Source organism: Pseudomonas svalbardensis, assembly GCF_030053115.1.
GTDB lineage: Bacteria > Pseudomonadota > Gammaproteobacteria > Pseudomonadales > Pseudomonadaceae > Aquipseudomonas > Aquipseudomonas svalbardensis.
On the sequence record NZ_CP125619.1, the window covers coordinates 1,458,403 to 1,471,031 of the forward strand.

General features: G+C 60.5%; 13 protein-coding genes. 8 read left to right on the top strand and 5 right to left on the bottom strand.

Annotation, left to right across the window (positions count from 1 at the left end):
- Window positions 1-248: 248 nt before the first annotated feature.
- On the top strand, window positions 249-1,184 hold the full coding sequence (locus QFX16_RS06490; RefSeq protein WP_283180612.1) for an IS110 family RNA-guided transposase: 936 nt from the start codon (window positions 249-251) through the stop codon (window positions 1,182-1,184).
- 143 nt (window positions 1,185-1,327) lie between these two features.
- On the opposite strand, the gene QFX16_RS06495 is transcribed toward QFX16_RS06490, so the two are convergent.
- The 4 genes from QFX16_RS06495 to QFX16_RS06510 are packed head-to-tail and all read right to left on the bottom strand — an operon-like array spanning window position 1,328 to window position 3,051.
- Window positions 1,328-1,537 carry an SEC-C metal-binding domain-containing protein gene (locus QFX16_RS06495; RefSeq protein ID WP_007906737.1) on the bottom strand — a complete coding sequence of 70 codons (210 nt, stop codon included), beginning with the start codon at window positions 1,535-1,537 and terminating at the stop codon, window positions 1,328-1,330.
- A complete protein-coding gene (locus QFX16_RS06500; protein WP_283183267.1) occupies window positions 1,534-2,028 on the bottom strand; it encodes an LEA/WHy family protein in 495 nt (164 codons plus the stop codon). Before QFX16_RS06500 ends, QFX16_RS06495 begins: the two co-directional genes overlap by 4 nt.
- Window positions 2,029-2,072: 44 nt before the next feature.
- Window positions 2,073-2,549 (bottom strand): YchJ family protein, encoded by a 477-nt coding sequence (locus tag QFX16_RS06505; protein WP_283183268.1) that lies wholly within the window; start codon window positions 2,547-2,549, stop codon window positions 2,073-2,075.
- 4 nt (window positions 2,550-2,553) lie between these two features.
- Window positions 2,554-3,051 (bottom strand): DUF6231 family protein, encoded by a 498-nt coding sequence (locus tag QFX16_RS06510; RefSeq protein WP_283183269.1) that lies wholly within the window; start codon window positions 3,049-3,051, stop codon window positions 2,554-2,556.
- A 192-nt stretch (window positions 3,052-3,243) separates the two neighbouring features.
- Here QFX16_RS06510 and QFX16_RS06515 point away from each other — a divergent pair, with 192 nt between their 5' ends.
- The 4 genes from QFX16_RS06515 (at window position 3,244) to QFX16_RS06530 (ending at window position 5,922) form a co-directional block, all read left to right on the top strand.
- Window positions 3,244-3,939: a PA1041 family peptidoglycan-binding anchor lipoprotein gene (locus QFX16_RS06515; protein ID WP_283183270.1), complete on the top strand. Its 696-nt coding sequence runs from the start codon at window positions 3,244-3,246 to the stop codon at window positions 3,937-3,939.
- Between the two features lie 89 nt (window positions 3,940-4,028).
- Complete coding sequence (locus QFX16_RS06520; RefSeq protein WP_283183271.1) at window positions 4,029-4,745, top strand: PA1041 family peptidoglycan-binding anchor lipoprotein; 717 nt, start codon at window positions 4,029-4,031, stop codon at window positions 4,743-4,745.
- Between the two features lie 147 nt (window positions 4,746-4,892).
- Window positions 4,893-5,171, top strand: a complete 279-nt coding sequence (locus QFX16_RS06525) for a DUF1145 domain-containing protein (protein WP_283183272.1) — start codon at window positions 4,893-4,895, stop codon at window positions 5,169-5,171.
- Window positions 5,164-5,922: a collagen-like triple helix repeat-containing protein gene (locus QFX16_RS06530; protein ID WP_283183273.1), complete on the top strand. Its 759-nt coding sequence runs from the start codon at window positions 5,164-5,166 to the stop codon at window positions 5,920-5,922. Before QFX16_RS06525 ends, QFX16_RS06530 begins: the two co-directional genes overlap by 8 nt.
- 45 nt (window positions 5,923-5,967) lie before the next feature.
- On the opposite strand, the gene QFX16_RS06535 is transcribed toward QFX16_RS06530, so the two are convergent.
- Window positions 5,968-6,432, bottom strand: coding sequence for a CopD family protein (locus QFX16_RS06535; RefSeq protein ID WP_283183274.1), 465 nt, complete (start codon window positions 6,430-6,432; stop codon window positions 5,968-5,970).
- Between the two features lie 99 nt (window positions 6,433-6,531).
- Between QFX16_RS06535 and dinG the strand changes: the two genes are divergently transcribed.
- From dinG to QFX16_RS06550, 3 genes are all read left to right on the top strand, one after another.
- Window positions 6,532-8,676, top strand: coding sequence for an ATP-dependent DNA helicase DinG (gene dinG / locus QFX16_RS06540; protein ID WP_283183275.1), 2,145 nt, complete (start codon window positions 6,532-6,534; stop codon window positions 8,674-8,676).
- A 95-nt stretch (window positions 8,677-8,771) separates the two neighbouring features.
- Window positions 8,772-11,294, top strand: a complete 2,523-nt coding sequence (locus tag QFX16_RS06545; RefSeq protein WP_283183276.1) for a beta-galactosidase — start codon at window positions 8,772-8,774, stop codon at window positions 11,292-11,294.
- A 139-nt stretch (window positions 11,295-11,433) separates the two neighbouring features.
- On the top strand, window positions 11,434-12,579 hold the full coding sequence (locus QFX16_RS06550) for a serine hydrolase domain-containing protein (protein ID WP_283183277.1): 1,146 nt from the start codon (window positions 11,434-11,436) through the stop codon (window positions 12,577-12,579).
- Window positions 12,580-12,629: the final 50 nt, after the last annotated feature.

The following is a 12,629-nucleotide window of genomic DNA, read 5'->3' on the forward strand; positions in this document are numbered from 1 at the left end:
TCTATTGGATGTGCCGCAGTCATCGTCGGATCGCCGCCCGGAGCAAGCTCGCTTGTATGTTTAGACTTGAAGGGGTGGGCGGGACTAAAAGCTCGATTCTGACCAGTACAGACCGTGGGAGACTTCTCATCCCGCCCCTTCTACCCAAAGCGCCGATAAGGAATTCATCGGTAAAACCGACGATAGAGGCAAGCCAGCGCAACGGTAGACCCCGACAAGCTCTTAAACCCTAGCTCCGAGGATTCGTCATGACAATCCTTACTTCGCAGACGGTGGTTGGCGTCGATATCGCCAAGACCGAAATAGTTGTCTATCGCTCCGACCGGCTAACCACTGACACCATCAAGAACGATCGAACAGCCCTCAAACGCTGGCTTAAAACATTGCCCGCCCAAAGCGCTATCGCCGTTGAAGCCACCAACATCTACCACCTGGACACCGTCGAGCTGGCCCATGCGATGGGGCACCAGGTCTATGTCGTGGATGCTTATCGGGTGAGCAACTATCGCCGCGGCATCGGCCAACGAGCCAAGAACGATCCCTGCGATGCCCGTCTGCTGGCGCGTTATTTGACGAACGAACAAGACGGACTGCGGATCTGGAGCCCACCACCCAAGGCCTACACCTCGCTGAAAAGCCTGCTCCACAGACGTGCAACGCTGATCCAGAACCATGCCGGTCTGATGCTGAGCTGGGCCAATGAACCCTTGTTGAAGAAAGTACAGAGCGCCCAGCAAAAGGCCTTCAAGCAAGCGGATCAGGCCATTCAGAAACTGCTGCGCAAGGTCAGCAAAGAGGCGGGTATTGAAGAGAATATCGACCGCTGCAAAGCCATCGAAGGGGTTGGCGAACTGACTGCAACCGGGTTGGCGACGACCTTTATGCGCGGTGATTTTGCCAATAGTGATGCGTTCATCGCGTTTCTAGGGATGGACCTTACGGTCGATGACTCCGGGAAGAAGAACGGCCCCCGGCACCTGACAAAAAAAGGGGATCCGGAAGTCCGCCGGTTGGCTTACAACGCCGCAATGGCAGCCTGTCGCTCAGCTAAATGGAAACCGTTTTACGAGTCGTATTTGGCAAGAGGCTTCTCGAAAACCCAGGCCTTGGTGGCCCTTGCCCGGAAACTCTGCCGGGTGGCATTTGCCCTGATGAAAAATCAGAGCGAATACCACCCGGCCTGAGGTTGCGGGGTTGCCCTGCAACATAGAATCTCCCACATTGGAATTCGGGTGAGCACATTGTTTGTGTTCGACGCAAAACCCTGTGGGAGCGAGCTTGCTCGCGATAGCAATTCAACAGGCGAAAAAGAAACTCGCCCGAAGCGTTATGCGCCGTGGCACTTCTTGAATTTCTTGCCGTTGCCGCAGGGGCAAGGGTCGTTGCGGCCGACATCTTTCAGGGCGTTGCGCACCGGTTCCTGGTGAGCGTGGCCGCAGTTCGGGCCGTGGACATGGCCATGGTCGTGATCATGGTGGTCGTGATGGTCATGATCGTGGTTGCAGTCAGGGCCATGGACATGGGGTTGCTGGGTCATCGGTTTTGCTCCGGAATTAAATCGGCGGGGATTATCACGCCATTGCGCGCCAGGTGCACGTAGTGCGCGATGAATAAACCGGTTTCCAGTTCACCTTCCAGACGATAGGGAATGGGCTGCTTGGGTTTTTTCAGCAGTTTCACCAGATCCCGCACCTTGGGCCACAGGTTGGTGCGGATCGGCACTTTAAAGTAGGCACTGCGTTTGGGACCGACGGTGAACCAATGTTCGTGCTCGCCTTCGGTCAGCAGCATGTCGCCCAAGTGAATGCGGTACTCGATGCCCCGCACCGTCAGATCGCTGTCGTTGGGGTTGTCGACGCGAAAGTGCAGCAGGAATCGCTGCTGCATCAGTTTGGCCTGGACCACTTCGACCTTGACCAGATGCACCTGCGGTTCCGGTTTATCGTCGCCGAACCAGGACGCACAGCCGCCGAGCCCCAGAAATAGGAGCAGGGTGAGGGTTTGAAAGACGCGCCGCTGACTGAGCATGGAGTGACTCCCTTTGATGCCCAGTCTAGTCTCTTGCGATTACCTCATCTGCTGAAATAACCCGCACAACACTTCTTGAACTTCTGCCCGCTGGCGCAAGGGCACGCATCATTGCGCCCGGCCTTGAGTTGTACGGTGGGGTCGATGAAATACCAGTGGCCGGCGTTCTGCACGAACGACGAGCGCTCGCGGTGACTGTGCTCACCACTGCCGTCGTGCCAGCGCGCGATAAAGGTCACGAAGGCATGTTCCGGCTGGCCGCCCAAGACCTCGGAGCTTTCCACTTCAAGGCCCAGCCAGGTGCTTTGGGCGCTCCAGTCGCTGATGGACTGCCGATCCAGGCCTGCCTGTTGTGCGGGCAGGGTGGTCGCCACCAGATAATCGATCAGTCCCAGTACGTAGGCGCTGTAGCGCGAACGCATCAAGGCTTCGGCACAAGGCGCCGGATGACCGGCATGGTAATGGCCGCAGCAGGCATCAAGGAGGGTGCCGCTACCGCAGGGGCAAATGGATGTACTCATTGCGTTACCACCAATATTTCCCGAAGTTTTCCGGATTGGCCCAGAACCGTGAGTTGAGCCAATCGGGGACTTGTTTGTAGTCAAGCAGATCATAGGTGAACAGGGTCAACACTTGATCGTCGCGCTGGAAGCGTTCGCTGGCTTGCAGGGCCAGGGAGAAAAAGTCGGTCTCCTGCCAGCCGCTGGCCGGCAAATCCGCCAGCACCGCGATGCGACTGGCGTTGAGGTTACGGACCCCGCCAAGCAAATTCAGGCCATCGCGTTTGGGTAAATGTTCGAGGCAATCGACCACCAGCGCCAGGTCAAACCGGCGCGCCGCCAGTTCAGCAGGCAACGGTCCAGGTGCCGCATGGGCCACACAAGTGTCCGGGTGCGCCAGCTTGAAGGCCTCAAGCGCGGGAAACTCGCTGGCGCCAATCAGCAACAGGCGCGCGGGGGCGTAACGATCAAGCAAAGCGACCAACGCCTGCTGGGGCGTGCGCGAAGAAATACTTGCAATCATCGAAGATCCTCAATCAGAGCTGCCAAGACTAGCCTGCTCAAAGGACCGGGCCTAGAGTTGGTTCGTCCTAAAAGCGCCGATGTGCCGTGAACACGGGGTTAAAACTGCAATGGCCTATTGCTGGCGGAGATTAAAACTCGGGTCTTTACTACCTGAATCGGTTCTAAGCCGATCCCCTCAGGAGAAAACTAGATGAGCATAGTTCGCACAGCATTACCCTTGGTTCTGCTAACCAGTGTGTTGACTGGTTGCGCAGGTTTGCAGAAAACCGACTGGCCGACCTGTGCGGCGGTCGGTGGTGTCGTGGGTGCAGGTCTCGGCGCGACCGAGAGCTCGGCATGGGCGGGGTATGGCGCGCTGCTCGTCGGCGGTACGGCTGCGGCCTATTGCTGGGTTCACGGTGATGGCGACGAAGACGGCGATGGCGTGCCGGATAGCCGCGACAAGTGCCCTGGAACACCTAAAGGCGTGCGCGTCGATGCCGACGGTTGCCCTCCACCGGTGCCTGCACCAGTGGTCGAAGAAGCGGCCGTGGTTAGAGAAGAAGTCATTGTCATTCGCGATGTTCACTTCCAGTTCGACAAGGCCACATTGACCCCTGCCGACAAAGTGGTACTCGATAAAATCGCCACTCGCTTGAAAGGGGAAGCGCCTAACGCCCAACTGACTGTAACCGGTCACACCGACAGCGTGGGCAGCGATACCTATAACCAGAAACTGTCGGATCGTCGTGCGCACTCGGTCGTTGAATACCTGATTTCCCAAGGTGTACCACGCAGCAGCTTCGTGTCTGTCACCGGTGCCGGTGAAAGCCAGCCGGTTGCCGATAACAAAACCGCTGAAGGCCGCTCGATGAACCGTCGCACGGAAATCAAAATCAACCGCTAAACCCTCGTACTCCGCGGCTTGTGCAGTCGCGGATGCGGGTCTTTACTCCTGTGTGACCGGCATTGGCCGGTAACACAGGAGCTTTCACCATGAGTGTTCTCACACGGACCGTCTTGCCGGTTGTACTGCTGGGCAGCCTGTTGACCGGTTGCGCGACTCACAGCGATGGCACCGCTCCCCTCAATCAACGAACCTGGCCAATCTGCAGCGTTATCGGCGGCCTGGTCGGTGGCGGTTTGGGCGCTCTCCAAAGTAGCGGTTGGGCGGCCGGTGGGGCGGCGCTTGGTATCTTGACCGGTGGCTTGATCTGTTACGCCCAGGATGGCGACGAAGACGACGATGGAGTCTTCGATCGACGCGATCGCTGCCCTGATACGCCCGCCAATACCCCCGTCGAACATCATGGTTGCCCACTGCCGCAGTACCCGGCCAGCGTGAAACCTGAACCTGTGCAATCGGAGGTCATCACCCTGAGCGACGCGGGCGACGTACTGTTTGCCTTCAACCAATCCGAACTGACCCCTGCCGCGCAGAGCAAGCTGGATTCGCTGATGCCCAAACTGCAAAGCGCCGAGGTGGTGAGCATCAAGGTGATCGGTCATACCGACAGCGTCGGCTCGGAAACCTATAACCAGGCACTCTCGGAACGTCGCGCCAGTAGCGTGGCAGCCTACCTGTTGAGCCAGGGTCTGGCGCCGAACAAGCTCACCAGCGAAGGCAAGGGCCAAAGTCAGCCGGTGGCCGATAACGAAACGGAAGAAGGACGGGCGAAAAACCGTCGGGTGGAGTTGCACATCAATCGCTGAGCCCCGAGATAGAGCTGTCGGACCACAATTGAAGTGGGCCCGGCAGCCATTCGACGGCCTTCATGAAGAATTTTCCGTTGCCCTCTGGCTAATCCCGCGTGGAAGCCGGTACTGTGCGCGCAGAGAATAATTCTCAACGGGGGGCGTATGAACGTGTTTTGGGGGCTGGGGAAGCTGTTGACCCTGCTGTTCTGGCTGGTGGTGCTGGTCAATCAGCTCATGCCGTTTGTCAATCCTCTGCATCTGCTGGTCGATCTGGCCGGCAGCCTGCTGGCATGCCTTCATCTTCTTGAGGCGGTGTTCTGTTTCCGCAGCCTCAGAGGTCGCGCTCATCCTTGGCTTGATCGCCTGAAGATCCTCTTTTTCGGCGTTTTCCACCTGCAAACCATCCCGGCTCCGACCGCGTCTAAGGCTTCCCATGCGTAAACTCTGTCTGCTCGCTGCACTCATCAGCCCGTTGGCCTGCGCCCAGGTGGTGAGCGTCGAAACCAACTCCTTGATGCGCTTGCCCAACACCGCCAGCACCTTGCAACTGGAACGCCTGGATGTGGCCGACTACGGCACGTTGTTGATTCCCTCGAATGTGACCGAGGTATCCGTCGGTGAATTGCGTCTGGGTCGTGAAGCGCGGATCTCCATCGTGCCCGGCGAACAGCCGCTTGAGCTGAAGGTCATTCGTGCGCAGTTGTCGGAAGGCAGCCAGATCACGGCTCGCGGCGCGCCGGGAACTTACCTCAAGGCAGCCCGCTCCGGGCGTAACCTCAACTTGCAGATCAAGGCACTGAGTGCGCCGCTGTTGTGGGTAGACGCTCGCGGCGGTGCGGGCGCACCGGGTTTCGTCGGTCTCGATGGGGCCAACGGTCAGGCACCGGGTTGTACCTGGGGCCAGGCCGGTCGTGGTGCCGATGGCAGTGATGGCAGCGACGGTCAGCCGGGCGCGCCGGGTGCACTGGTTCGTCTGGAAGTGCCGCGCGATTACCCGGCGGAACTGATCAAGGTTCAGGTGGCCGGCGGTGACGGTGGTGTGGCCGGGCCTGGCGGTAAACCGGGCGCGGGTGGCAAGGCCAAGGGCTGTTTCGTTTACAAGGCTGATGGCGGCAAGAGCGGCCGCCCTGGCGCTGATGGCCAGCCGGGGTCTGCCGGTGCGGCGGGTTCGGTGACTGTTCAGCGGTTGTAACCCCTGACAGTGATCGTTCCCACGCAGTGGGAACGATCAGACGCCCTAGAGCATCGGCCGAGCCGCAGCAATCGCCACCAGCACCAACCCGACCATCAGATTAATCCCCACCAACTTGCGAATTTTTCCAAGCGTCGCAGCCCCGGTCGGCCAGTCCTGCGCCGCCACCGCCGTGCGCAACTCCGGCAACAACAACGCCTGAATCCGGATAAACAGCGCCGTCATCACCACATACAACCCCATCATCACCTGCACATACCGCGGTGCCGCTTCAAAACTGCTGTACTGCAAATGAATCATGCCCACACCGCTGATTGGCAAAAGCACCACCGCGACCCAGACCCAGCGGAAAAAACCTTGAAACACTTCTACCCACAGCTTCAAACGGGCAGGGCCTTCCAAAGCCTTCATCGCTGCGGGGCGCAAGACCATCCACGCGAAAAACATGCCGCCGACCCAGACCAGGGCGGACAGGACATGCAGGGTGTAAAGGATGCCAAAAGGTGTCATTGAGGTACTCCGTTCTGCGCGGGATTAATTAGCGGGGTATGATAGCGGCCTCTCCGAACCACTGAAAATTTATCCAGCGTTTTTTGCGCCCGACAATCCATGATCAGCACCGAACTCAAAACCACGATCCAGGGCGCCTACTCGCGTTTTCTCGAAGCCAAGAGCCTCAAGCCGCGCTACGGTCAACGCCTGATGATCGCCGAAATTGCCAAGGTCCTCGGTGACATCGACACCGACGACGAAGGCCGGCGCAGTGGCGACCCCGCGATTGTCGCGGTGGAAGCCGGCACCGGTACCGGCAAAACCGTGGCCTACAGCCTGGCCGCCATCCCCACGGCCAAGGCTGCTGGCAAACGCTTGGTAATTGCCACGGCCACCGTGGCCCTGCAAGAGCAGATCGTCTACAAGGATTTACCCGACCTGATGCGCAACAGCGGGCTGAACTTCAGTTTCGCCCTGGCCAAGGGGCGCGGGCGCTACATGTGCCTGTCCAAGCTCGACATGTTGCTCCAGGAAGGTCACGCGCAAACCGCCACGGCGCAGCTGTTTGAAGAAGAAGGTTTCAAGATCGAGGTGGACGAGGCCAGTCAGAAGCTGTTCACCAGCATGATCGAGAAACTCGCCGGCAATAAGTGGGACGGCGACCGCGACAGTTGGTCCACCGCCTTGGAAGATGCCGACTGGGCGCGCCTGACCACCGATCACAGCCAGTGCACCAATCGCCATTGCCCGAACTTCGGCCAGTGCGCCTTCTACAAGGCCCGCGAAGGCATGGGCAAGGTCGACGTGATCGTCACCAACCACGACATGGTCCTGGCCGACCTGGCGCTGGGCGGCGGTGCCGTGCTGCCGGACCCGCGCGACACCATCTACGTGTTCGACGAAGGCCACCACCTGCCGGACAAGGCCATCGGCCATTTCGCCCATTACACGCGTCTGCGTTCCACCGCCGACTGGCTGGAAACTACCGCCAAGAACCTCACCAAGTTGCTGGCCCAGCATCCGCTGCCGGGCGACTTGGGCAAGTTGATCGAGCAGGTGCCGGAACTCGCGCGGGAGATCAAGACCCAGCAGCAATTCATGTTCAGTGCCTGCGAGCAGGTCGCCGATTTCAAACCCGGCGAAGACGTCGAAGGTCGCGAGCGACCGCGTCATCGCTTCGTCGGTGGGGTCATTCCCGAGCACATGCGCGAAATGGGCATCGAGCTGAAGAAGGGCTTTGCCCGTCTGACTGACCTGTTCACCCGGCTCACCGAACTGCTCAAGGAAGGCATGGATGGCGAGGTCAACATCGGCATCGCCAGCAACCAGGCCGAAGAGTGGTATCCGCTGTTCGGCAGCCTGTTGTCCCGCTCTTCGGGCAACTGGGAATTGTGGGGCGCTTTCACCGCTGAAGACCCGGAAGACAACCCGCCAATGGCCCGCTGGCTGACCCTGGCCGAAAGCGGCTCGCTGTTCGACATCGAGGTCAACGCCAGCCCGATCCTCGCGGCGGAAATGCTCCGTCGCAATTTGTGGAACGTGGCCTACGGCGCTCTGGTGACCTCCGCGACCCTGACTGCGCTCGGTACCTTCGACCGCTTCCGCATGCGCGCCGGTCTGCCGAAAAAAGCCGTGACCGCCGTGGTCCCAAGCCCGTTCCATCATGCGGATGCTGGCGTGCTGCGAGTGCCGGACCTGAAGGCCGATCCGCGTGATGCGCCGGCCCACACCGCAGCGATCATCCGCGACTTGCCGGCATTGGTGGAAGGTTCGCGCGGCACCCTGGTGCTGTTCTCCTCGCGCAAACAGATGCAAGACGTGTTCGACGGTCTCGACCGCGACTGGCGCAAGCAAGTGTTCATTCAAGGCAACCTGTCGAAACAGGAAACCCTGAACAAGCACAAGGCACGGGTCGATGGGGGGGATTCCAGCGTGTTGTTCGGCCTGGCGAGTTTCGCCGAAGGGGTCGACTTGCCCGGTGCATATTGCGAGCACGTGGTGATCGCGAAGATTCCATTCTCGGTGCCCGATGATCCGGTCGAAGCGGCCCTGGCCGAGTGGATCGAGGCGCGGGGTGGCAATCCGTTCATGGAAATCTCTGTGCCGGACGCTTCGCTGAAGCTGGTCCAGGCTTGCGGTCGCTTGCTGCGCACCGAAGAAGATCGCGGCACCATCACCTTGCTCGATCGACGTCTGGTCACCCAGCGTTATGGCAAAGCGATCCTCAATGCGTTGCCACCCTTCCGTCGTGAAATTTCCTGATACACCGGTGGGCAAATTTGCCCACCGCGTTGTCTATCTCTCTGCCATCGCTTTTCCACTGGCCCATCCGGGTCGTTAGGGAGAATTTCGTTCTCATGATTCACCGTTCGCTGCGCCGTTCGTTACCTGCCGTTTTCGCTCTGATGTTCGCAGCCCCTTTGCTGGCGGCTCCTGCCGGCCAACAGACGCTGTTCAACTTTGTGCGCCCCGCCGATGTGGTCCAGGTGGCGACTCAGGACGCCAGCCTGCCGCAATCCAACGCCGAGCAAACGGCCGAAGGCGAAGTGCTGCGTCGGGTGACGTTCAACCCGGTGGCACAACCGACCTTGCGTCTGACCCCGCAAACCGGCGCCTGGGACTGGTCGCAGTCGGGCTTCATGAGTTTGCGGATTCAGAGCGCAATGAACTGGGCCGTGACCCTGTACGTGAAAATCCAGAGCAACGACGGCAAAACGCTGGTCAGCCGCGTCGACTTGCCGGCCGGCCCTGCGCAAACCTTGTTGGTGCCGCTGCAGCCCTTTACGCCTTTGAGCCTTGGCCTGAAAGCCGGCCCGCCGATGCCGATGACGTTTGAGGGGCAGCGCGTATTGCTGGCCAGCAGCGCCGGTGAGCTGGAGCGCAGCCAAGTGGTGTCGGTGACCTTGTCGATGGATCAGCCGAAAGTCGCGCAAAGCATTCTGCTGGAACGCTTTGGCGTGCAGGCCGGCGATGCGGTTACCCAATCGGCTTTTGGCGGCCTTGTAGACGCTTATGGCCAGTCGACCCGGGCCAAATGGCCAGAGAAAGTCAGCAGCGACGAGCAACTGAAAAGCGCCGCCGCCAAGGAACAGCAGCAACTGAAAACCTGGCTGGCCGAGCGCGAGAAGTCGTCCCTGGACAAGTTCGGTGGCTGGAACAAAGGCCTGGCATTCAAGGCCAGCGGCTTTTTCCGCACTGAGAAGCGCGACGGTCGCTGGTACCTGGTGACGCCGGAAGGCCATCCGTTCTATTCGCTAGGGGTCAACACCGTCACTCCGGATGTCGATCAGACCTACGTCGCCGGCCGCGAGTGGATGTTTGAGTCGCTGCCCAAACCCGACGAGCCACTGGCCAGCCATTATGGCGAAGGCGATAACCGTGGAGGCAACGGCGTCGATCAGGGCCGTGGCTACAATGCCGGTCGCTGGTATGACTTCTATGGCGCCAACTTGCAGCGTCTGTATGGCGCATCTTGCGCTCAGGGCAGCGACACTAAGGCGGGTGTCGCTGAAGCCGCCAAGGCCGACGCCGTTGAGGCAACAGCCGAGAAGGCTGCTGAGCAACCTGTCGTTCCTTCGACGGCCGAATCCGGTGTCGCCGAAGCCGCCAAGACCGGCGCCGTTGAAGCGACCGCCGCGAAAGCAGCTGAGCAAACACCTGCCGAACCCTGCAAAACGGTGGTTGATGAACAGCGCTGGGCCAGCCACACCCTTGATCGCCTGCAAGCCTGGGGCTTCAACACCATCGGCAACTGGAGCGCCCCGGCGCTGGCCAACGCTGATCGCGTGCCGTACACCTTGCCGCTGTCGATCGTCGGCGATTACGCCAGCATCAGCACCGGCACCGACTGGTGGGGCGGAATGCCCGACCCGTTTGACCCGCGTTTCGCCATGGCCACCGAACGTGCCGTGGCCATCGCCGCGCGCGATCATCGCGACGATCCATGGCTGATCGGCTACTTTGCCGACAACGAATTGGCCTGGGCCGGTCCCGGCGACGACCCGAAAGCCCGTTACGCCTTGGCCTACGGCACCTTGAAAATGACCACCGACGTGCCCGCCAAGCGCGCATTCCTCAAGCAATTGCGGGACAAGTACCGCAATCAGGCGGGCCTTTCCAAAGCCTGGGGTATTGATTTGCCGGCTTGGGAATTGATGGAAGACCCGGGCTTCGTGCCGCCGCTGCCAAGCGCCGAATACCCGGAAATCGAAGCCGACTTCAAATACTTCCAGAAGGTCTTCGCCGACACGTACTTCAAGACCCTCTCCGATTCGCTCAAGTGGCACGCGCCGAATCAGCTGTTGCTGGGTGGCCGGTTTGCCATCAGCACCCCGGAAGCGGTTGAGTCCTGCGCCCAGTATTGCGACGTGTTGAGCTTCAACATGTACACCCTGCAACCGCAAGACGGTTACGACTTCGCCAAGCTGCGCAGCCTGGACAAACCGGTGCTGATCACCGAGTTCAACTTCGGCTCCGCGGATCGCGGCCCGTTCTGGGGCGGCGTGACGCAATTGGCGAAGGAAGAAGATCGTGGGCCGGCGTATGCCAATTTCCTCAAACAGGCGATGAGCGAACCGTCGATCGTCGGCGTGCACTGGTTCCAATACCTTGACCAACCGGTGACCGGTCGTCTGCTGGATGGCGAGAACGGTCACTTCGGGCTGGTGGGCATTACCGATCTGCCGTTCCAGGGTTTCGTCGATAGCGTGCGCAAGAGCAATTTGCAGACCGTCGATCAGCTCGGTAAAGAGGCCGAGAAGGCCAAGGCTGAGGCGGATAAAGCCGGTCAAGCAACTGAGGGCGGCAGAAAAGGCGAGGCTGGCAAAGGCGCAGGGCAGGGCGCTGGCCATGCGGGTGGGCATTCCGGCAATGGCCACTGAGTGCTGACAGGTACGTAAGATTTTCTGAGTGTTTCACCCGGGCGGGATGGCGACCGCCCGGCCCTGCCCTGTTCCCAAAACCTTTAATGGCTGGAACAATACGGCCACTTTGTAGAGTGTTTATCCAGAGGAGTTGCGGGTGCAGATTCAGGGTTTTTACGAGCTGAAGTTCGAAGCGGTGCGTGAGGCTTTCTCGGCGCTGTTCGACGATCCTCAGGAACGCGGCGCAGCGTTGTGCATCCAGATTGGCGGTGAAACCGTGGTCGACCTGTGGGCCGGCAGCGCTGACAAGGACGGTACCGAAGCCTGGCACAGCGACACCATCGCCAATCTGTTCTCCTGCACCAAGACTTTTACCGCGGTGACCGCCCTGCAACTGGTGGCCGAAGGCAAGCTGCAACTGGATGCACCGGTTGCCCGCTACTGGCCCGAGTTCGCCGCCGCCGGCAAAGAGTCCGTGACCCTGCGTCAATTGCTCTGCCATCAGGCCGGTCTGCCGGCACTGCGTGAGCTGTTGGCCCCGGAAGCCCTTTACGACTGGCAAACCATGGTTGATGCCCTGGCCGCCGAAGAACCGTGGTGGACGCCGGGCGTCGGTCACGGTTACGCCGCGATCACCTACGGCTGGCTGGTTGGTGAGTTGCTGCGCCGTGCCGACGGTCGTGGGCCGGGTGAGTCCATCGTGGCGCGGATCGCGAAGCCTTTGGGGCTGGATTTCCACGTCGGCCTGGCGGACCAGGAGTTCCATCGCGTGGCGCACATCGCTCGTGGCAAGGGCAATGTCGGCGATGCCGCCGCCCAGCGCTTGCTGCAAGTGACCATGCGCGAGCCGACGGCCATGACCACGAGGGCGTTCACCAACCCGCCGTCGATCATGACCAGCACCAACAAACCCGAGTGGCGGCGCATGCAGCAGCCGGCCGCCAATGGCCACGGCAATGCCCGCAGCCTGGCCGGGTTCTATGCCGGTCTGCTCGATGGCAGCTTACTGGAAAGCGAAATGCTCGACGAAATGACACGCGAGTACAGCCTCGGCGAGGACAAGACTTTACTGACCCGGACCCGTTTCGGCCTGGGTTGCATGCTCGACCAACCGGACGTCCCCAACGCCACCTACGGCCTCGGCCCTCGCGCGTTCGGCCATCCGGGTGCCGGCGGTTCCACCGGTTTTGCTGACCCGGAACACGATGTGGCCTTCGGCTTTGTGACAAATACCCTAGGGCCGTACGTCTTGATGGACCCGCGCGCACAAAAGCTGGTGCGGGCACTGGCCACTTGTCTGTAAAACGCGCTCAGGGGTTCCAAGGCCGGAACCCCGAGGCCTTTATGGTTTCC

Bases quoted from the DNA above. Each gene is read 5' to 3' on its own strand.
- QFX16_RS06535 (WP_283183274.1), bottom strand. From the start codon at position 6,432: ATGACACCTTTTGGCATCCTTTACACCCTGCATGTCCTGTCCGCCCTG.
- QFX16_RS06500 (WP_283183267.1), bottom strand. From the start codon at position 2,028: ATGCTCAGTCAGCGGCGCGTCTTTCAAACCCTCACCCTGCTCCTATTT.
- QFX16_RS06505 (WP_283183268.1), bottom strand. From the start codon at position 2,549: ATGAGTACATCCATTTGCCCCTGCGGTAGCGGCACCCTCCTTGATGCC.
- QFX16_RS06510 (WP_283183269.1), bottom strand. From the start codon at position 3,051: ATGATTGCAAGTATTTCTTCGCGCACGCCCCAGCAGGCGTTGGTCGCT.
- QFX16_RS06520 (WP_283183271.1), top strand. From the start codon at position 4,029: ATGAGTGTTCTCACACGGACCGTCTTGCCGGTTGTACTGCTGGGCAGC.
- QFX16_RS06515 (WP_283183270.1), top strand. From the start codon at position 3,244: ATGAGCATAGTTCGCACAGCATTACCCTTGGTTCTGCTAACCAGTGTG.
- QFX16_RS06495 (WP_007906737.1), bottom strand. From the start codon at position 1,537: ATGACCCAGCAACCCCATGTCCATGGCCCTGACTGCAACCACGATCAT.
- QFX16_RS06525 (WP_283183272.1), top strand. From the start codon at position 4,893: ATGAACGTGTTTTGGGGGCTGGGGAAGCTGTTGACCCTGCTGTTCTGG.
- dinG (WP_283183275.1), top strand. From the start codon at position 6,532: ATGATCAGCACCGAACTCAAAACCACGATCCAGGGCGCCTACTCGCGT.
- QFX16_RS06530 (WP_283183273.1), top strand. From the start codon at position 5,164: ATGCGTAAACTCTGTCTGCTCGCTGCACTCATCAGCCCGTTGGCCTGC.
- QFX16_RS06545 (WP_283183276.1), top strand. From the start codon at position 8,772: ATGATTCACCGTTCGCTGCGCCGTTCGTTACCTGCCGTTTTCGCTCTG.
- QFX16_RS06490 (WP_283180612.1), top strand. From the start codon at position 249: ATGACAATCCTTACTTCGCAGACGGTGGTTGGCGTCGATATCGCCAAG.